Source organism: Caulobacter sp. FWC26 (assembly GCF_002742645.2).
Classification (GTDB): Bacteria; Pseudomonadota; Alphaproteobacteria; order Caulobacterales; family Caulobacteraceae; genus Caulobacter.
The window spans coordinates 3,735,164-3,753,806 of sequence record NZ_CP033875.1 but is presented as its reverse complement, the minus strand read 5'-3'; the positions used below and the strand labels follow the sequence as shown (position 1 = coordinate 3,753,806).

Below are 18,643 nucleotides of genomic sequence, written 5' to 3'. Positions count from 1 at the left end.
GTGGGGGCTGGCCGCGAGGCCGGCCCCTTTTTTGCGCCGTGTGAGGGTCTCCAACGAAAAGACGCTCCCGATGGGGCGTCGGGAGCGTCTGATCCGGCGGGCCAAGAGGGCGGCGGTCCGCCGTCACGTGGCCGGCAGTGAAGGGGGCGCCGGCCAGATGTGTTCTTGTGGGGTCCGGAGCGTTCCGCCGTCGCCGAAGGCGCTCCGATAACCGTGTTCGACTATACGCGGTTACGCCTGTCAGGCGAGTCGAAACGCGTCAGTTTGAGGGGCTGCGACAATTGGCGCGGCACGGGCGACGGGGTGTCGAGCATCCGCGCCACCAAATGCTCGGCCAGCAGCGGCGCCAGGCAAAAGCCGCGCGAGCCCAGGCCGGTCAGCACGACCACGCCGTCTTCGCGCACATCCGCCAGCGGCAGACGGTCGGGCGTGGTCGCGCGCAGCGCCGCGCGCCCGGCGAAGGCGGAGCCGGCCAGCCTCGCCGCCAGGGTCGGCAGACCCTTGGCCAGGGTCTCGAGATTTCGAACGTGGTCCTGCGCCCGGACCTCGGTTCCCGTGTCGTCACGGTCGTGCGTGGCGCCGAACAGCAGGCCGTCGCGGGTGGGGATCGCATAGCCGCCGAACGCGACGGGCGGAACATCGTGTCCGGTGGTCCAGCTAGCCTGTCCGCGCACGGGGCGCAGGGGCGCGTCCGCCAGCAGCGCCGCGCCGTCGGCCCCTCCGGCCAGGGCCAGCCGATCGGCGCGCGCGATCAGCGCGCCGGTCGCATCCAGCAGCCGCCAGCCCTCGCCGTCGCGCTCCACCGCGGCGACCCGTCGTCGCAGCACCGGACCCGACCAGGCGGCGATGACCTCGGCCGGCGCGATGACTCGCGCGCCCGCCATGGCCAGGGCCGGGGTGGCCGTCTCCAGCCGGGCCGAAGTCTCCTCCGCCGTCAGCGGCCGCATCGCGCCCGGCTCGAACAGATCCTGGCCCGCGACGGTGGCGAAGCGGGCGGGGTCGCGCTCGCCGGCGGCCAGTTGCACAACCTCACGGGCGATGATCGCCGAAGGTTCGGCCTCGTATAGCGTGACCGCGCGCGTCAGCGCCTGAGCGTAGAGCGCCGCCCGCGGGCCGCCGCCCGCGTCCAGCGCCGGGGTCACCAGCGCGGCCGGATTGCCGGAGGCGGCGGGCGCCTCGGGATCATCCACCACCAAGACCGACAGACCCGCCGCGCGCGCCGCGCGCGCCAGAGCCGCGCCGGCGATCCCCGCCCCGATGATCGCCAGGGTTTCGGGGCGAACCGCGACCGGACGCGCGCTCGGCCGCCAGGCTTCCAGGCGCTCGCGCTTACGGCCAAAGCCGGGGCGCTTGGCGATCTCGAACCCCGCCGCCGTCAGGCCCCGACGCACCGCGCCGGCCACGGTGAAGGTCGCCGCCCGCGCGCCGGGGGCCGAGCGCGCCCCGACCGCCGCCAAAACCTCGTCGCGCCACATCGCCGGGTTGAGGGCGGGGGAGAAGCCGTCGAGGAACCAGGCGTCGGCCTGGCCGTCCCAGGCTTCCAGCGCCGCGACCACGTCCATCACGGCCAGATCCAGCACCGCGTCGAAGCCGGGCAGGTCCACGCGATGGAAGCCCCGCGCCCGGCCGGGCCAGTGTTCCAGCAGCACCTGCGCCGCCTCGCCCAGCTCCGGCCAGTGCGCGAGGATCCGCCCCGCCTCGTCGCGGGAGAGGGGGTGAGCCTCGATCGAGAAGATGTGCAGTCGCCCGCCGGGGGGCTTCTCGCGTCGCCACAGGTCCAGCAGAGCGGCGATGTTCAGGCCCGAGCCGAAGCCCAGCTCGCCGACCACGAAATCCCGCCGCTCGGCGAAGCGCTCCGGCAGCCCGCAGCCCGCCAGGAACACCGCCCGCGTCTCGGCCAGCCCATCGACGCTGGAGAAATAGACGTCGCCGTACAGGCTGGACTGGGGCAGTCCGTCTTCGCGCCAGACCAGCGGCGAGCCGTCGAGCGATCCTTCGGAGGGGGCGGTGGGGTCCATGGGGGTGCTACAGCGCCTGCTGGGGGCGAGCGTCAAGGTCGCAGTCCGCACACCGATCTCCCCGGCGAATGCCGGGACCCAGATCCAGCTTGAGCGTCGGACGTGAAAACGCCCTTCGCCTGGGTTCGACGAAGGGCGCTGGCGCCTTCGATCTGGACCCCGGCATTCGCCGGGGAGATCGGTTTTGAGATCGAGGGAAGCCTTAGTGCGCGGCCTTCTTCTCTTCCGGCTTGGCGGCCTCGGCCGGGGCGGCGGTCGAGGTGGCGCCCGTGGCGGCGGCGTCTTCGGCTTTCTGGGCCTCGGCGTCGGCCGGATCCATCGGCGCGGCGGCGGCGTCGGCGGCGGCCTTGTTGGCGTCGGCGGCCGCCTGGTCCTTGGCCGAGGCGGCGTCGGTCACCGTGCCGGCTTCGGCGGCGGCGGCCTTGGCGGCGGCGTCGTCAGCGGCGGCTTCTTCCTTCTTGCCGCAGGCGGCCAGGGACAGGGCCGAGACGGCGGCGCCGGCGATCAGCAGCTTACGGATCATGGTCGAGGTCATGAGGTCTCCCCTTCGATTGGCCGCGTCGCCTTGGCGGCGACGTCTTCGGCCCGAAAGGAATACCGGTTCGAACGGCCGCGCAAGTTACGAGTCCGTAGGGCGGGAAGGCCTTACTCGTTCGGGATCTGCGACAGGGCTTCTTCCAGTTCGGCGAAGCTGGGCTGGCAGGCGGTGGGCACGTTGCCACGGCCGATTTCCACAGAGATCTGGGCGGCGTTGCCGTGCAGGTGCGCGACCAGGACGGCCTGGATGATCTTGTAGAAGGCCGCGTCCTCGTCCAGCACTGAAGCCAGGCGCGTGGCCATGGGGCCGACCAGGCCATAGGCCATGAACACGCCCATGAACGTACCGACCAGAGCGCCGCCGATCATGGTGCCCAGCACCGCCGGCGGCTCGGTGATCGAGCCCATGGTCTTGATGACGCCCAGCACGGCGGCCACGATGCCCAGAGCCGGCAGACCGTCCGACAACTGCGTCAGGGCGTGCGCCGCCTGGTGGGCTTCGTGGTGGTGCTTCTCGAGCTGCTTCTCCATCGCGTCCTCGACCTGGTGGGGATCTTCCAGGTTCATGGTCATCATCCGCAGGGTGTCGCAGATGAAGTCGACGGCGAAGTGGTCGTGGGCGATCTTCGGGTAGCGCGAGAAGATCGTGCTTTCCTGCGGCTTTTCGATGTGGGCTTCCAGCGCGATGACGCCCTTGGACTTCATCGTCTTGGTCAGCAGGAACAGCAGGCTAAGCAGGTCGCGATAGTCCTGCGCCTTCCACTTGGGACCCTTGAAGATGGTGCCGAAGCCGCCGAGGGTGGCCTTGATCACGGTCATCGAGTTCGAGATCAGGAACGCCGCGACGCCCGCGCCGCCGATGGCCATCAGTTCGTGCGGCGCGGCGTGGATGATCACGTCCATCTTGCCGCCCGAGATGATGTACGAGCCGAACACCAGGCCGAAGAGCAGAACGATGCCGATGATCTGGAACATGGTGTAGGTCGCCCCGAGTTTGACGGCGCATCATCGCGGTTAATGATTAATCCAAGGTTCTCGCCCGGGCGGTCGAGCGTCTGTGATTGTCGGCACATTGCGTGGACCCGTGTGCGGGTCTAACGGTTGTTTGATGACCGGGGATATTCAAAACGGCCGGACGAACCGGCGGGCCTTCGCCATTCTCTTCGGCGTGTCGGTGGCGACCGCCCTGGGAAACACCGGCATGTTGTCCGTGCTTCCGGCGATCGGGCGCGAGATCGGCATTCCCGACGCCCTGGTGGCGGGGATCTTCTCGCTGTCGGCGGTGCTGTGGGCGGTGACATCGCCGTTCTGGGCGCGGCAGTCCGACCTTCGTGGGCGCAAGCCGCTGATCATGCTGGGCCTGGCGGGCTTCTGCGTCTCGATGACGCTGTGCGCCATCGTGGTCTCGGCGGGATTGCACCATCTGGCGCCGCCGATGGTGATCTTCGTGCTGTTCCTCCTGGCGCGGGCCCTGTTCGGCGGCTTTGGCTCGGCGGCCAATCCGGCGACCCAGGCCTATCTGGCTGAGCGGACCAGTCGCGAGGAGCGCACCCAGACCATGGCCAGCCTGGCCGGCGCCTTTGGCCTCGGCACCGTGGTCGGACCGCTGCTGGCGCCGCTGTTCGTGCTGCCGGGGGTGGGACTGGCCGGTCCGATGGTGGCGTTCGCGGCCCTGGCGGCGGTGATGCTGGCGGTGGTCCATCGCGGACTGCCCGAGACCTTCAAGCCCGGACATGGCGACACCCCGCCCCGGCGCCGCCTCGGTCTGCCCTGGCGCGGCGAGGGCGCGGCGCTGTGGAAGGACCCGCGCCTCAAGCCGTTCCTGATCTTCGGTTTCCTGGTCGCTTCGTGCCAGACGGCCCAGACCCAGACGCTGGGCTTTCTGATCATCGACAAGCTGGGTCTGTCGCCGATCAAGGCCCAGGGTTTCATCACCCTGGCCATGGCCGCCGGCGCGGTGGCCGGCCTTCTGGCCCAGTGGGGCCTGATCCGGATGTTCCGCATGGGGCCGCGCGAGCTGATGCGCTGGGGCGTCGCGGCCGCCGCCTTGGGCAATATCGTCGTGGCCTTCGCGCCGGACTATGCGGCGGTGGCGATCGGCTATGCGATCGCCAGCCTCGGCTACGGCTTCGCCCGACCGGGCTTCACGGCGGGGGCGTCGCTGTCGGTGGAGGCCAAGGACCAGGCCGGCGCCGCCGGGGCGATCGCCGCGATCAACGGCCTCAATGTCGTGGTCGCGCCGCTGTTCGTGCTGCTCTACGAGAAGATCGGCTGGGCGCCGTTCGTCCTCAACACTGTCATCCTCGGCGGGCTGCTGGTCTATGCGTTGCGCCAGGTGATGCTGCGCTCGGTCAACCAGGGCGACGCCGACGAGGAGGCCGCCATCGCCGGGCTGGAGCGGTCCGACGAGGGCGGGGTTTAGTCTTAGGCGATCAGGCGCTCCAACGCCCGGCGATCCTTCAGCACCATGTGGCGGACGGTCGGCAGGGCGATCAGGCCCTCGTCCTGCAGCGCGGTCAGGGTGCGCGAGACGGTCTCGATGGTCAGGCCCAGATAGTCGGCCATGTCCTGGCGGCTCATCGGCACGTCCAGTTCGGCGTCGGCGCGGGTGCGGGTGGCGATGTCCAGCAGCAGACCCACCACGCGTTCCTGAGCCGAGCGGCGGCCCAGCATCAGCACGTGGTCCTGGCAGCGTTGGAGGCCCTCGGCGGTCAGGCGGAACAGAGCCCGCGCCGCGTCGCCCCGCTGGGCGGCCAGATCGCTGAGCGCGCCGCGACGGATCATCCGTACCGTAGCGTCAGACATGGCCTCGGCGTTGATCCGGTGGGTGTCGGTCATCTCCAGGCCGAAATAGTCGCCCGCGAAGTGGAACTCGTCGATCTGGCGGCGGCCGTCGCGCAGGATCCGGTAGGTGCGGACCGAGCCGGAAACCACTTGGTAGACATAGTCGGCGGCTTCGCCTTCGCCGAAGATTTCCTCGTCGCGATGAAACCGCGCGCACGCCCCCGGAGCCGGGAGGACGGAGTCGAACAGGTGATCGTTTTCAAACGTCTTGGCGCGCATCGGAGACAGCATTGGAAACCCCCTCGGTTGTTGTGGTTTTTTTGCGCCATCTCAAACCGATGCGAAATTCGGGGCATGCGCCTAAGGAGCGCTCGCTAAGGGGAGTCCCTTAGCGACAAACGCGGAGGTCGGCGATTTTGACGCCGATCAAGGTTCGCCGAGCGTTCTCGTGGCGTGCTGGTTTCATGTGCGACCGGCCCGACCCGTCGGACGGCGAGACCGACCGTCCCATGATCCTTCTCCTCGTGGACGACGAGGCCCTGCGCGACGCGCTGCGGTTCTCGTTGGAGACCGACGGCTATGCCGTGCGGGCGCCGGCTGACACCCACGGGTGCCTGTCCTGCTCGGATTGTCGGGCCGCAGCCTGCGTGGTCATCGACGACGGTGACACGACTCTGCCCCCAACGACCCCCGGCCGACCGACGATCGTGCTGACCGGCGACGCGCAACGCCTGGCCCGACGAGGCGTCACCGGCGTCACCCTGGTGGAAAAGCCGTTGCTGGACGACAGGCTGGGCCGTGAGCTCTCGACCCTGCTGGCCCGCGCCGCGCCGGGGCTCTAGCCGCCGCGCACCGACAGGGTCATGCGCACAAGGGCCGCCAGATTGTCGGCCTGCATCTTGGTCATCAGCTTGGCGCGATAGATCTCGACCGTGCGGGGGCTGATTCCCAGATCGCGAGCGATGACCTTGTTGGCGTGGCCGGCCACCACGCCGTCCAGCACCTGGCGCTCGCGCTCGGACAGGCTCTCGATCCGCTTGAGGATCGCCGCCTGGTCGTCGGAGACAGGCGCGGCCTCGACGCTGGCGAAGGCGCGCTTGAGCGCGTCCAGCATCCGCGACTCCGAGAATGGCTTTTCCAGGAAGTCGACCACGCCCGAACGCATGGCTTCGACCGCCATCGGGATGTCGCCGTGGCCGGTGATCATCACGATCGGCATCTTGATCTTCAGGGCCGACAGCCGGGCGACCAGGTCCTGGCCGCTCATCTCGGGCATTCGCACGTCGGTGATGATCACGCCGGGCTTGGCCTGCGGCAGGGCGTCCAGGAACGCGGGCGCGCTGGCGTAGGTCACGACCTCGAAGTCGGCCGACTCCAGGAGGAACGCCAACGACTCGCGGGCGCTCTCGTCGTCATCCACCACGTGGACCACGGGGGCGTCAGTCATCGATCGTCTCCTTTTCGCCGGCCAAGGACTCGGCCGGCGGCAACGTAAATCGGAATAGCGCGCCGCCGCCAGGATTCGCCTCGGCCCAGATGCGGCCGCCGTGCGCCTCGATGATCGAACGCGAGATGGACAGGCCCACGCCCATCCCCTGCGGCTTGGTGGTCATGAACGGTTGGAACAGACGCTCCAGCACCTCCGGCGCGATGCCAGGCCCCGTATCGGCGACACTGACCTCCGACCACCCCTCTTCGGTGAGGCCCGTTCGGATCAGAAGCGCCCGCTTGCGCGGCTCCTGGGCCTGCATGGCGTCGATGCCGTTGCGGATCAGGTTGAGCAGCACCTGCTGAATCTGGACCCGGTCGGCGAAGACATCGTCGGCCTTTGGATCAAGTTTCAGGCGGACATCGACCTGACGTTCCTTCTCGCCGATCAGGGCCAGGGCCGAGGCTTCCTCGATCAGCTTGGACAGGCTCTCGGCTTCGCGCTCGCTGGCGCCGCGCCGGGCGAAGTCGCGCATGCGGTGGATCACCTCGCCGGCGCGCAGGGCCTGGGCGGCGGCGCGGTCGATGGCGTCGCGGACCTTCGCCTGGTCGGCCTCGCGGCCGCGATCCATCAGACGGCGCGAGCCGGTCAGCAGGTTGGCGATCGCCGACAGCGGCTGGTTCAGCTCGTGCGCCAGGGTCGAGGCCATCTCGCCCATGGCGGTCAGGCGCGAGACGTGGACCAGCTCGTTCTGCAGTTCCTGCAGGCGGGTCTCGGTCTCCTGGCGTTCGGTCAGATCACGGATGAATCCGGTGAACGAGGGGGTCGGTCCTCGGGTTTCGCCGACCGCCAGCTCCATGGGGAAGGTCGAGCCATCCTTGCGGCGGCCCACGACGACGCGGCCCGCGCCGATGATCCGTTTCTCGCCGGTGCGGGCGTAGCGCGCCAGATAGGCGTCGTGGGAGGACTGGTAGGGCTCGGGCATCAGCAGGCTGACGTTCTTGCCGATCGCCTCGGCCTCGGTCCAGCCGAACATCCGCTGCGCCGCCGGGCTGAACGAGGTCATGATCCCCGCCCGATCAATGACCACCACGGCGTCGGGCACGGTGTCGAGGATCGAGCTCAGATGGTCGTTGATCGCGGCGGCGCGGCGGCGCGCGGCATGGAACCAGCCGCCGCCCACGGCCATGCCAAAGCCCACCGACAGGAAGATCGCCGCCGACAGCCCGCTGACCAGATCGAACGGGATGTCCCGGGTGACCCACCAGACCGCCGCCCAGGCGAAGGTGGTGCCGAACACGCCGGGGCCGACTCCGCCCAGCGCCGCGCTGACCAGCACCGCCGGGACGAACAACAGGAAGGACGAGGGCGCCGTGAAGGCTTCAGGCAGGTAGAGACGCGCCACCGCCGTCGCCATCACCGCAGCGAAGGCGGCCAGATAGGCGGTCGGGTGGGGATCGCTGAACAGGGTCGAGGACAGGCCCCTGGACGGTTTCATGGTCGCGCGCGGCTCCTGGAATCCGACGGTGTTATAGCCAAGCCCATTTGAGCCAGGTCAAGGCGAGCCCGCGCCGAACCCCGCAGCCTGACCTTCTCTAACAAGGGAGACTGTCGATGTCGGGCGGACAAACGGCCTATCTGGCGCTGGTGATCGGCGCCTTCGCGACCTTCGCTATCGTGCTGTTCACCACGCATATCCGGGTGAACCTGAAGTAGCGATCTGATCATGGTGTGGGGACGAGGCTCGGCGACTTGGTCGCCGGGCCTTTTTCTTTTCCGTCCATACGCAGGACCTTCGGGCAGATCGCCACGGGCGCGGAGCGATGGCTGACCAGGATCAGGCCCTGGCCCGTGCGCTTCAGACGGGCGTCGAGGCGCGCGACGACCTGGGTTTCGGTCGCCGGGTCCAGTCCCTCGGTCGGTTCGTCCAGCAGCAGCCAGGGCGCGTCGCGCAGATAGGCGCGGGCCAGGGCCAGGCGCCGGCGCTCTCCGCCGGACAGCCGTTCGCCGTCATCGCCGACATAGGTCGCAAGGCCCTCCGGCGCGGCGCGGATGCGATCGGCGAGGCAAGCCTCCTCCAACGCGGCCCAGAGGTCGGCGTCGCTGGCCTTGGGCGAGGCCAGGCGCAGGTTGTCGGCGACTGTGCCCGCCACCAGGCCGGCGTCCTGCGGCAGCCAGGCGAAGGCCTCGCGCCCGGCGGGCGAGACGGCCTCGCGCAGGCCCAGCAGAGTCTCGACGGCGGTGGTCTTGCCGCAACCGGACGGACCGGTGATCGCCAGTCGGTCTCCGGCCACGAGCGTGTTGTCCAGCAGACGAAGGGGCGTCGCCGAGGATGCGATCGGAAGCGCCGGACGCGGGCGATGGCGCAGGATGGCGTCCAGCCGCTCGCGGGCCTGCCGGGCGCCGCCGTCCTGGTCGAAGGCGTTGGCGAGGCTGGTCAGGGCGTCGAGACTCATCACCGCCGCCAAGCCGGCCAGAGCGGCCAGCGCGGGTCCGGCGGGCGCGGCGCAGGCGATCGCCGCCGCGACGGTCACGCCCGCGATCACCGCCTGGGCCGCAACGATGAACCCCTGGGCGCGGGCGGCGTCGCGCCGGGCGGCGTCCAAGGCGGTCGCACGGGCGTTCAGCGTCTCGCCCGCCCAGTCGGCCAGGCCATAGGCGCGCAGCTCGGCAGAGGCCGACACCAAGGCCGCAACCGAGTCCTTCAAGGCTCCGGTGCGCGCCTGGATCGCCGCGCGGGCCGGAGCCGAGAAGCGCCTGGCCAGGCCCTGGGCCGACAGCATCGCCAGGCCGGCGGCGGCCAGGATGATCAAGGTCGGGATCCAGCCGGCCAGAAGGGTGACGGCCAGGCCCGAGCCGAGGCCGGCGGCGGCGTTCCAAGGGGCGGAGAGGCGGACAAAGCGGGTCTCGATCGCGTCGACGTCCTGGACGAGGCGCGCGGAAGCCTCTCCGCGCGACAGCGTGAGGGACTCCGAGGCCGGCGCGGCGGCCAGACTCTGGAAGACCGCCGGGCGGATGGCCGCCAGCGCCCGCAGGGCGGCGGCGTGGCCCGATAGCCGCTCGCCATAGCGGGCGGCGGTCCTCAGGATCGCCAGCAGGCGGATCCCGGCGCTGGGCAGCAGCACGTTGAAGGCGTGCGCGGCGGCCAGACCCGCGCCGCCGGCGATGGCGCTGGCCACGATGAACCAGCCCGACAGCCCCAGCAGCAGGGTCGACGCCGCGCCCACCGTCACGGCGCTGAGGATGGCCAGGCGCAAGGCGCCGGCGCGCTGGCGCTTCTGGGCGCGGATCAGATCGTCGAGCGGACTGGTCACAGGCGGATCACCTGGTCGGCGAGGGCGGCGACCGCCTCGGAGTGGGTGGCGATCAGGGTGGTGCGTCCCTGCGCGGCGGCGCGGATGGCGTCCACCATCGCCGCCTCGGCCTCGGCGTCGAGATTGGCGGTCGGCTCGTCCAGCAGCAGGATCGGGGCGGGCTTGAGCAGGGCGCGGGCCAGGGACAGGCGGCGTCGCTCGCCGCCAGAAAGCCCCGAGCCGCGCTCGTCGAGCATGAAGTCGAGGCCGCCCGGCCGCACGGCCAGGGCGGGGCCAAGACCCGCGCGGCCAGCCGCCTCGGCGATCTCGGCGCGCGTGGCGTCGCGGCGCGAGAGGGCGATATTGTCGGCGATCGAGGCCGGCAGGATCAGCGGCGACTGTCCGGCCCAGGCGATGTCGCTCGAAAGATCCGTAAACGGATTATCGTTGATGGAGACGGCGCCGGCGGTGATCGGCGCCAGGCCGAGCAAGGCGTTGAGGATCGAGCTCTTGCCCGCGCCGCTGGCGCCGACCAGGGCCGTTACGGAGCCTGCGGGCGCGACGAGGTCGAAGCCGCGCACGGCGGGGGCGTCGGTGTCCGGATAGCGGATCTCCACACCGGCGAAGCGCAGCGACGGCGCGATCTTCAGCGGAATGTGGGCGGCTTTGGGCGCCGGGGCCTCGAAGGTCGAGAGGCTGGCGGCGGCGGCCTCGGCGGCCTGACGGTCATGATAGCCGGCGGCCAGGCGGCGCATCGGCGCATAGACCTCCGGCGCCAGCGCCAGCACGAAGAACGCGCGCTTGAGGTCCAGCTGTTCGGGGACGGGGAAGGGCAGCAGGCGCAGGAGGTTGAAGCCGCAATAGACCGCCACCAGCGCCACCGACAGCGCGGCGAAGAACTCCAGAGCCGCCGAGGACAGGAACGCCACGCGCAGGACGCGGATCGTCCGTTCGGCGAGGTTGGACGCCGAGCGGGTCAGCGCCGCCGTGGTCGCGCCCTCGGCCTGGAAGGCCAGGACGACAGGCAGGGCGCGGACGCGGTCGAGGAACAGGGCGGAAAGTCGCTCCAGCGCCTGGAACTGAGCGCGCGCCTCGGTCGCGGCGGCGGTTCCGGTCAGGATCATGGCGAGGATGAACGGGATCAACGTGCCCAGCATGATGGCGGCGGCGATCGGGCTGGCCACCGCAGCGGCGGCGATCAAGATCAGCGGCAGAACCCCCGCCGCCAGACGCGTGGGAAGAAAGCGGGCGACATGACCGTCCATCGCCTCGACGCCTTCCACCAGCGCGGTGGCGGCTTCGGCGGCGGGCCGGCGCGGGCCGGCGAAAACCGCTCGGGCCAGGCTTATGCGCAGCGCCGCCTTGGTCCTGGCGGCCGCCTCCGCTCCGATCACGCCGGTCGCCATGGCCAGGGCGCCCCGTGCGGCCAGGGCGAGGGCGGCGACGATCAGCCATGGGGCGATTGCGGCCAAACCGCGCAGCTGGGCGATGGCGTCGACGCTCAGAGCCAGGCCGGCGGCGAAGGCGATCGCGGCGATTCCGTCAGCCAGGCCAAGCAGCCCGGCGCGACGGATCGCCGACGCGGCGTTCCGCTCGAAACCCTTGAGCCAAACCTTGGCCTGAACCTGACGATCAATCTGCACTATGCGGGCGCCCATCGGTTGAGTGTAGGGTGCGATCATCCCGTTACCTTGATCCTGATCAAGGAGTGGGCGGTCGCGCGGGTCTAGAGCAAGCCTCTCGACCGGCCCGATCATCGGCCGTTCGCCTTGGAGCTGTCCATGGACCCCGCTGTCGTAGACCTGTCGCGACTCCAGTTCGCGCTAACCGCTCTCTACCACTTTCTGTTCGTGCCCCTGACGCTGGGGCTGTCGTTCATGCTGGTCATCATGGAGAGCATCTATGTGATGACCAAGCGCCCGATCTGGCGAACCGTGACGCGCTTCTGGGGCACGCTGTTCGGCATCAACTTCGTGCTGGGCGTGGCCACCGGGATCACCATGGAGTTCCAGTTCGGCATGAACTGGTCCTACTACTCGCACTATGTCGGCGACATCTTCGGGGCGCCGCTGGCGATCGAGGGCCTGATGGCCTTCTTCCTCGAAGCCACCTTTGTCGGCCTGATGTTCTTCGGGTGGGACAAGCTGTCGAGGGTCGGCCACCTGTTCGTGACCTTCATGGTGGCGCTGGGCACCAACCTGTCGGCGCTGTGGATCCTGATCGCCAACGGCTGGATGCAGAACCCGATCGGCGCGGCGTTCAACCCCGACACCATGCGGATGGAAGTCTCCAGCTTCCGAGACGTGCTGTTCAACCCGGTGGCCCAGGCCAAGTTCGTCCACACCGTCAGCGCCGGCTATGTGATCGCCGCCGCCTTCGTGCTGGGGATTTCGGCCTTCTACCTGCTGAAGGGCAAGTATGCGGGTGTCGCCAAGCGGTCGATGACCGTCGCCGCCGCCTTCGGCCTGGCCTCGGCCTTGTCGGTCGTCGTGCTGGGCGACGAGAGCGGCTACGCCCTGACTGACAACCAGAAGATGAAGCTCGCCGCGCTCGAGGCCATGTGGGAGACCGAGCCCGCCCCGGCCGGCTTGACCGCCTTCGGCATCCCCAGCATGGCCGACCGCACGACCCATCACGAGATCAAGATCCCGTACGTGCTGGGCCTGATCGCGACGCGCAGCCTGGACAAGCCGGTGGAAGGCATCTTCCAGCTGGTCGCCAAGGCTGAAGATCGCATCGAGTCTGGCGTCATCGCCTATGGCGCGGTCGAGGCCCTGAAGGTCAATCCGAACGATGTCGCCGCGCGCGCCACCTTCGAGCAACACCGCCGCGACCTGGGCTATGGTCTGCTGCTCAAGCGCCATGTCGCCGATCCGCGTCAGGCCTCGCCGGCGCTGATCAAGCAGACCGCCTGGGATGTGGTTCCGCCTGTGCCGGTGATGTTCTGGGCCTTCCGCATCATGGCCGGGATCGGCTTCCTGATGATCGCCCTGTTCGCCACGGCTTTCGTGCTGGTCACCCTGCGCAAGCACGAGACCAAGTGGTTCCTGGTCCTGGCGGTGGCGGCCATTCCGCTGCCCTGGATCGCGGCCGAGATGGGCTGGGTGCTGGCCGAGGTCGGCCGTCAGCCCTGGGCCGTGGAGGGCGTCCTGCCCACCTTCCTGGGCGCGTCCAGCCTGACCGTGCCGCAACTGCTGACCAGCATCGCGGTCTTCACCCTGCTTTACGGCTCGTTGGCGGTGGTCGAGGTCGGCCTGATCCTCAAGACCATCAAGCGCGGCCCCTACGCCCTGCACGATCCCGCCCCCGACGGTTCGCCCGAACCCGAAGCCGCCGTCGCCTGAAGGAGGCATGACAATGGAAATCCCCGTCGATTTCGCCACGCTTCGCGTGATCTGGTGGGCCCTGGTCGGGATCCTCCTGATCGGGTTCGCCCTGACCGATGGCTTTGACATGGGCGTCGGCGCGCTGCTGCCCTTCGTCGCCAAGACCGACAAGGAACGCCGGATGGTGATCAACACCGTCGGCGCCACTTGGGAAGGCAACCAGGTGTGGTTCATCCTGGGCGGCGGCGCGATCTTCGCCGCCTGGCCGTTCGTCTACGCCATCAGCTTCTCGGGCTTTTACCTCGCCATGTTCGTGGTGCTGACCGCCATGATCCTGCGGCCCGTGGGCTTCAAGTACCGCTCCAAGCGGCCTGATCCGCGGTGGCGCGCGTTCTGGGACTGGGCGCTGTTCGTCGGCGGCTTCGTGCCGGTGCTGTGCTTTGGCGTGGCCCTGGGCAATGTGCTGCAAGGCGCGCCCTTCCGGTTGGACAGCGACCTGCGCGCCTTCTACGACGGCTCGTTCCTGGGCCTGTTCTCGCCGTTCGCCGTGCTGTGCGGCTTGCTGTCGGTGTCGATGCTGGTGCTGCACGGCGCGGCCTGGATCACCGTGAAGGGCGAGGAAGGCCCCGTGGCCGAACGCGCCCGTCGCCTCGGCGAACTCGCCGGCCTGGCCAGCATCGTGCTGTTCGCGGCCGGGGGCTTCTGGGTGGCGTTCGGCGGCATGGGCTTCCGGATCGAGGGTCTGGCCGATGCGGCCGGTCCGTCCAACCCCCTGCGCGGCGCCGCCGCCGTGCGCGATCCCGGCGCCTGGCTCGACAACTATGGCCGTCATGGCTGGATGATCGTCGCGCCGCTTCTGGGCTTCGCGGGCGCCGCTCTGGCCCTGCTGGGCCTGCGGGCCAAGAGCGCCTGGATGGCCTTCACCGGCTCCTCGGCCTCGGCCACCGGCATCATCGCCACGGTGGGCCTGTCGATGTTCCCGTTCATCCTGCCCAGCAGCGTCGACCCGCGCTCCAGCCTGACGGTGTGGAACGCCTCGTCCAGCCACATGACCCTGTTCATCATGCTGATCGTGACGATCGTCTTCCTGCCGATCGTGCTGGCCTACACCGCCTGGGTCTACAAGGTCCTCTGGGGCCGCAGCACCACGGCCGCCCTGGCCGTCAATCCCGACCTCTACTGATCCGAAGGAAACAAACCGATGTGGTATTTCACCTGGATCCTGGGCCTGGGCCTGGCCGTCGCCTTCGGCGTGCTCAACGGCATGTGGTACGAGTTCGGCCTGTCCGACGAGGGCGACGAAGGCCTCGACGAGGCCTGATCCTTCCGCTTCGAGACCCGAATTGAGGGGCCGCGACATTCCGGCGCGGTCCCTTCGTTCACCAATTAACGCTTGTTAAACGCGACGTGGGTTCTTCTGGCTCAGGCCTGGAAGCGCGTTGATCGCCGCTCCGGGGCAGCCATTCGCAACGGGGAACCGTGATGACCGACAACGCCGCGCCCGCTCTTGAACTGATCTCGTTCTGCATCGGTGAGCAGGAGTTCTGCATCGACGTGAAGACGGTGCGGGAAATCCGCGGCTGGACGCCGGCCACGCCGATCCCGCACGCGCCCAACTACATGCGGGGCGTCATCAACCTGCGCGGCGCGATCATGCCGGTCATCGACCTGCGCAACCGCCTGGGCCTGGGCGTCACGATCCCCGAGACCCGCCACGTGATCGTCGTCGTCGAGTGCCGCGACCGCCTGGCCGGCATTCTGGTGGACGCCGTGTCGGAAACCTTCACCGTGCCGCGTGAGAGCCTGCAGCCGGCGCCGGACGTTGGCGTCGAGGAACTGCGCTATATCCAGGCGATCATCTCGATGGAAAACCGCCTGATCACCTATCTGCGCATGGACGACGTGTTCCCGGCCCAGGTCAGCGAAGCGGCCTGATCGGCGCTTGTCTGACGGAAAAGAAAAAGGCCGCCGGGGCGTCCCGGCGGCCTTTTTCTTTCGGCTCAGCCCTGGCTGACGATCCGCGCCGCCTGGGCGTGGAAGCTGGCCTCGGCCTCGGCGGCGTCGGCCACCGCGCCGTGACGGTCGGCCGCGACGCTCATGTTGTTCTTCGCGTAGCTCTCCGAGACCTTGCGAGCCTCCTGCGCGCGCAGGGAGGCGTTCGCCGAGGCGGTCTCGTGCCAGGCGGCCAGCTCCTGAGCGGTCAGGGCGCCTTCCGCCGGCGCGGTCGGGTGGGTCGGAACGTCGCCGAAGCCGATGGCCACGAAGCCGTGGATCACGCCACCATAGTCTTCTTCCGACAGCAGGAAGGTGATCTGCCGCTCCTCGAACTGGCCGGTATAGGTGTCGGTGGCCGGATCGAACTCGCGCAGGACCAGGATATCGCCCACCGCGAAGTCGCGGTCGTTGCGGCGGATCTCGAAGCGCTTCTGGCCAGAACGGACGGCGGCGAAGTACTTGGGCCAGGTCTTGAGGTCGTGGCGGTTCATGGCGGGCGGACTTTTCTACGAAACAGGAAGCCGGGGGTTCTGGCGGGGGAACCCTAGCGTGGGGTTGATCCGCCGGACATATCCCCAGTAACCGATTTCCCCGGCGAATGCCGGGGCCCAGATTCATCCGGACCGGCTGGGGTGGGCGCGCCTACCGTCTGATCGGCGTCCCATGGACTAGCGGTTTCGATCTGGACCCCGGCGTTCGCCGGGGAGATCGGATTCTCAAGTCATTCCTCGATACAAAGCCGCACGATCTCGGCGCGCAGTTCCGGCATGCCCAGGCCCTTCTCCGAGGAAGTGGCCAGCACGCGCGGGAAGGCCGCAGCGCGCTTGGCGATGGCCTTGGTGGTCTCGGCCACGACCTTGTCGACCTCGGCCGGCTTGATCTTGTCGGCCTTGGTCAGGACGATCTGGTAGGAGACCGCCGCCACGTCCAGGGCGTCCAGCGCCTCCAGGTCGACCTTCTTGAGGCCATGGCGGGCGTCGATCAGCACATAGACCCGCTTGAGGTTCGGGCGGCCGCGCAGATAGGCCCGGCCCAGGTCCTGGAACTTGTCGGCGACCGAGCGCGAGACCCGCGCGAAGCCGTAGCCGGGCAGGTCGACCAGCCGCACTTTCTCGGCCAGCAGGAAGAAGTTGATCTCCCGCGTGCGGCCCGGCTCGTTCGAGGCGCGGGCGAGGTACTTCTGGTTCACCAGGCCGTTGATCAGGCTGGACTTGCCCACGTTCGAGCGGCCGGCGAAGGCCACCTCGGGCAGGTCGGACGGCGGCATGGCGTCCATGCGCACCGCCCCCATGATGAACGACACCGGCTGGGCGAAGAACACACGCGCGGTCTCGATCTGCTCCTCGGTGAAGTCGGCCGCGCCCGGCAGCAGGACCGGCGGTTCCTTGGGGAGCTTTTGTTCGTCGCTCATCAGGTCGCGCCAGCCGTCTTGCCCTGAAGGCGTGCGATGATCTTGTCGATCGGGTTCTCGACCTTGTAGCGGCGCATGATGATGTACTGCTGGATGATGGTCAGAACGTTCGACCAGCACCAGTAGATCACCAGGCCCACGGCGAAGCCCGACAGGGTGAAGGTGAAGATCACCGGGAACCACTGGAAGATCTTCTGCTGGATGGGGTCGCCGGCCGGCGGGTTCATCGCCGTCGTCAGCCACATGGTGATCCCGTACAGCAGCGGCCAGACGCCGAGGTGCGCGATCATCGCGCCGATCAGCGGCAGCGTGCCCGGATTCCACGGGATCAGGCCGAACAGGTTGAAGATCGTCGTCGGATCGGGCGCCGAGAGGTCCTGAATCCAGCCGAAGAACGGCGCGTGGCGCATTTCGATGGTGACGGTCAGCACCTTGTACAGCGAGTAGAAGACCGGGATCTGGATCAGCATCGGCAGACAACCCATCATCGGGTTGATCTTTTCCTTCTGATACAGCGCCATCATCTCCTGCTGCTGCTTGGCCGGATCGTCCTTGTGCTTGGCCTTCAGCTTTTCGACCTCGGGCGCGATCTTCTTCATCTTGGCCATCGACTCGTAGCTCTTGTCCGCCATCGGATAGAGGACGAGCTTGAGCACGACGGTCAGCAGCATGATGGCCAGGCCGAAGTTGCCGACCAGGTGGTAGAAGATCTCCAGGATGTTGAAGATCGGGCGCGTGAAGAAGCGGAACATGCCCCAGTCGACGGCGTCGTCGAAGCGCGGGATTTCCGCCTTGGTCTTGTTCCAGAACTCCCAGATCGCGGGCGCGGGATTGGCGCCGTACTCGTACTTGCGCAGCAGCGGCACGGTCTTGGCGCCGGCGAACAGGCGGGTGGTCTGGGTGATGGTCGCGCCGGGGTTCAGCACCTGAACCGGAGCCAGGAAGTTGACGTCATAGACGTCGACGCCCGCTACGTTGGTCACGCGGTACTGGGCCTTGATGGCCTGGTCCTGGCCGGGGATCAGGGCGGCCAGCCAGTACTTGTCGGTGATGCCGGTCCAGCCGCCGACGGAGTCGAAGGACTGCAGCGGCTTGTCCTTCTTCCACTTGCCGTACTTGGCCATTTCCAGCTTCTGGTCGCCCGCGCCGCCCAGGACGCCGATGGCGCCCTCATGGACGATCTGGTTCTTGCCCAGGGCGTCGCTGACGCCCTGACGCTGCACCGTGGCGTAGGGCGCCAGCTGCAGCCCGTTGGTCCCGTTGTTCCTGACGCTGTCGGTGACGGTGAACATCGCCTGGTCGTCGACGGAGATGACCCGGGTGAAGGTCAGGCCCTGGCCGTTGTCATAGGTCAGGGTCACCGGCGAGTTGGGACGCAGCACCTGGCCCGGCGCGGCGGTCCAGACGGTGCGGCTGTCGGGCAGGCCCGGCAGATTGGCGCCGGCCCAGCCGAAATCGGCGAACCAGGCGTGCTCGGCGCCCTCGGGGCGGAACAGCTCGACCGGCGGCGAGTCCTTCTTGGTGGTTTCGTCGTACTTGCGCAGGAACAGGTCGTCGATGCGCGCGCCCTTCAGCGAGATCGAGCCCGACAGCGAGGGCGTGTCGACGACGATGCGCGGGCTCAGCGCCTTGGCGGCGTCGCGCGAGAGGCGCAGCGGCGCGGGATTGCCGTTGGCGTCCAGGGTCACGCCAGCCTTGGCGGCCGACTGTTGTTCGGCGGCCTTCTTGGCGCGGAACTCGGCTTCGGCCTTCTTCTGCTGCGGACCCAGGACGAGGAACTGGTACCCGATCAGGATCGCGAACGCGCTGACGATGAACATCAGCGTGTTTTTGTTGTCGTTCTGCATGGA

General features: G+C 68.8%; 18 protein-coding genes. 7 read left to right on the top strand and 11 right to left on the bottom strand.

Annotated features, from left to right (window positions below):
- Positions 1 to 221 precede the first annotated feature (221 nt).
- The 3 genes from mnmD to motA form a co-directional block, all read right to left on the bottom strand.
- Entirely contained in the window at positions 222 to 2,018 is a 1,797-nt protein-coding gene (gene mnmD, locus CSW63_RS19395) for a tRNA (5-methylaminomethyl-2-thiouridine)(34)-methyltransferase MnmD (protein WP_082749749.1), read from the bottom strand.
- A 202-nt stretch (positions 2,019 to 2,220) separates the two neighbouring features.
- Complete coding sequence (locus CSW63_RS19390) at positions 2,221 to 2,553, bottom strand: hypothetical protein (protein WP_062099579.1); 333 nt, start codon at positions 2,551 to 2,553, stop codon at positions 2,221 to 2,223.
- Between the two features lie 110 nt (positions 2,554 to 2,663).
- A complete protein-coding gene (motA, locus tag CSW63_RS19385) occupies positions 2,664 to 3,530 on the bottom strand; it encodes a flagellar motor stator protein MotA (RefSeq protein ID WP_062099578.1) in 867 nt (288 codons plus the stop codon).
- A gap of 133 nt (positions 3,531 to 3,663) precedes the next feature.
- Between motA and CSW63_RS19380 the strand changes: the two genes are divergently transcribed.
- Positions 3,664 to 4,977: an MFS transporter gene (locus tag CSW63_RS19380; protein WP_082749748.1), complete on the top strand. Its 1,314-nt coding sequence runs from the start codon at positions 3,664 to 3,666 to the stop codon at positions 4,975 to 4,977.
- Between the two features lie 2 nt (positions 4,978 to 4,979).
- Here the strand turns inward: CSW63_RS19380 and fixK are convergent, their stop codons facing one another.
- On the bottom strand, positions 4,980 to 5,630 hold the full coding sequence (gene fixK, locus CSW63_RS19375; protein ID WP_062099576.1) for a transcriptional regulator FixK: 651 nt from the start codon (positions 5,628 to 5,630) through the stop codon (positions 4,980 to 4,982).
- Between the two features lie 173 nt (positions 5,631 to 5,803).
- Here fixK and CSW63_RS19370 point away from each other — a divergent pair, with 173 nt between their 5' ends.
- Positions 5,804 to 6,181, top strand: coding sequence for a hypothetical protein (locus tag CSW63_RS19370; protein ID WP_062099575.1), 378 nt, complete (start codon positions 5,804 to 5,806; stop codon positions 6,179 to 6,181).
- Here the strand turns inward: CSW63_RS19370 and fixJ are convergent.
- Positions 6,178 to 6,786 carry a response regulator FixJ gene (gene fixJ / locus CSW63_RS19365; protein ID WP_062099574.1) on the bottom strand — a complete coding sequence of 203 codons (609 nt, stop codon included), beginning with the start codon at positions 6,784 to 6,786 and terminating at the stop codon, positions 6,178 to 6,180. The two genes, CSW63_RS19370 and fixJ, sit on opposite strands and share 4 nt — an antisense overlap.
- A complete protein-coding gene (locus CSW63_RS19360; protein WP_062099573.1) occupies positions 6,779 to 8,266 on the bottom strand; it encodes a PAS domain S-box protein in 1,488 nt (495 codons plus the stop codon). The genes fixJ and CSW63_RS19360 overlap by 8 nt, the downstream gene beginning before the upstream one ends.
- A 110-nt stretch (positions 8,267 to 8,376) precedes the next feature.
- On the opposite strand from CSW63_RS19360, the gene CSW63_RS19355 reads away from it, so the two are divergent.
- Positions 8,377 to 8,484: a hypothetical protein gene (locus CSW63_RS19355; RefSeq protein WP_127846998.1), complete on the top strand. Its 108-nt coding sequence runs from the start codon at positions 8,377 to 8,379 to the stop codon at positions 8,482 to 8,484.
- An 8-nt stretch (positions 8,485 to 8,492) separates the two neighbouring features.
- On the opposite strand, the gene CSW63_RS19350 is transcribed toward CSW63_RS19355, so the two are convergent.
- On the bottom strand, positions 8,493 to 10,082 hold the full coding sequence (locus CSW63_RS19350; protein WP_062099572.1) for an amino acid ABC transporter ATP-binding/permease protein: 1,590 nt from the start codon (positions 10,080 to 10,082) through the stop codon (positions 8,493 to 8,495).
- Positions 10,079 to 11,719, bottom strand: a complete 1,641-nt coding sequence (gene cydD, locus CSW63_RS19345) for a thiol reductant ABC exporter subunit CydD (protein WP_062099571.1) — start codon at positions 11,717 to 11,719, stop codon at positions 10,079 to 10,081. Before cydD ends, CSW63_RS19350 begins: the two co-directional genes overlap by 4 nt.
- A gap of 123 nt (positions 11,720 to 11,842) precedes the next feature.
- Between cydD and CSW63_RS19340 the strand changes: the two genes are divergently transcribed.
- From CSW63_RS19340 to CSW63_RS19325, 4 genes are all read left to right on the top strand, one after another.
- Positions 11,843 to 13,405, top strand: coding sequence for a cytochrome ubiquinol oxidase subunit I (locus tag CSW63_RS19340; RefSeq protein ID WP_062099570.1), 1,563 nt, complete (start codon positions 11,843 to 11,845; stop codon positions 13,403 to 13,405).
- Between the two features lie 13 nt (positions 13,406 to 13,418).
- Positions 13,419 to 14,570, top strand: coding sequence for a cytochrome d ubiquinol oxidase subunit II (gene cydB / locus CSW63_RS19335; RefSeq protein WP_062099569.1), 1,152 nt, complete (start codon positions 13,419 to 13,421; stop codon positions 14,568 to 14,570).
- Positions 14,571 to 14,588: 18 nt separating this feature from the next.
- Positions 14,589 to 14,708, top strand: a complete 120-nt coding sequence (cydX, locus tag CSW63_RS19330; RefSeq protein ID WP_062099568.1) for a cytochrome bd-I oxidase subunit CydX — start codon at positions 14,589 to 14,591, stop codon at positions 14,706 to 14,708.
- A 158-nt stretch (positions 14,709 to 14,866) separates the two neighbouring features.
- Positions 14,867 to 15,322, top strand: coding sequence for a chemotaxis protein CheW (locus tag CSW63_RS19325; protein WP_168193694.1), 456 nt, complete (start codon positions 14,867 to 14,869; stop codon positions 15,320 to 15,322).
- A gap of 65 nt (positions 15,323 to 15,387) precedes the next feature.
- On the opposite strand, the gene CSW63_RS19320 is transcribed toward CSW63_RS19325, so the two are convergent.
- From CSW63_RS19320 to yidC, 3 genes are all read right to left on the bottom strand, one after another.
- Complete coding sequence (locus tag CSW63_RS19320; protein WP_062099566.1) at positions 15,388 to 15,873, bottom strand: ASCH/PUA domain-containing protein; 486 nt, start codon at positions 15,871 to 15,873, stop codon at positions 15,388 to 15,390.
- A gap of 230 nt (positions 15,874 to 16,103) precedes the next feature.
- Positions 16,104 to 16,793 (bottom strand): ribosome biogenesis GTP-binding protein YihA/YsxC, encoded by a 690-nt coding sequence (gene yihA, locus CSW63_RS19315; protein WP_082749747.1) that lies wholly within the window; start codon positions 16,791 to 16,793, stop codon positions 16,104 to 16,106.
- Positions 16,793 to 18,640, bottom strand: coding sequence for a membrane protein insertase YidC (gene yidC / locus CSW63_RS19310; RefSeq protein WP_062099565.1), 1,848 nt, complete (start codon positions 18,638 to 18,640; stop codon positions 16,793 to 16,795). The genes yihA and yidC overlap by 1 nt, the downstream gene beginning before the upstream one ends.
- Positions 18,641 to 18,643 lie beyond the last annotated feature (3 nt).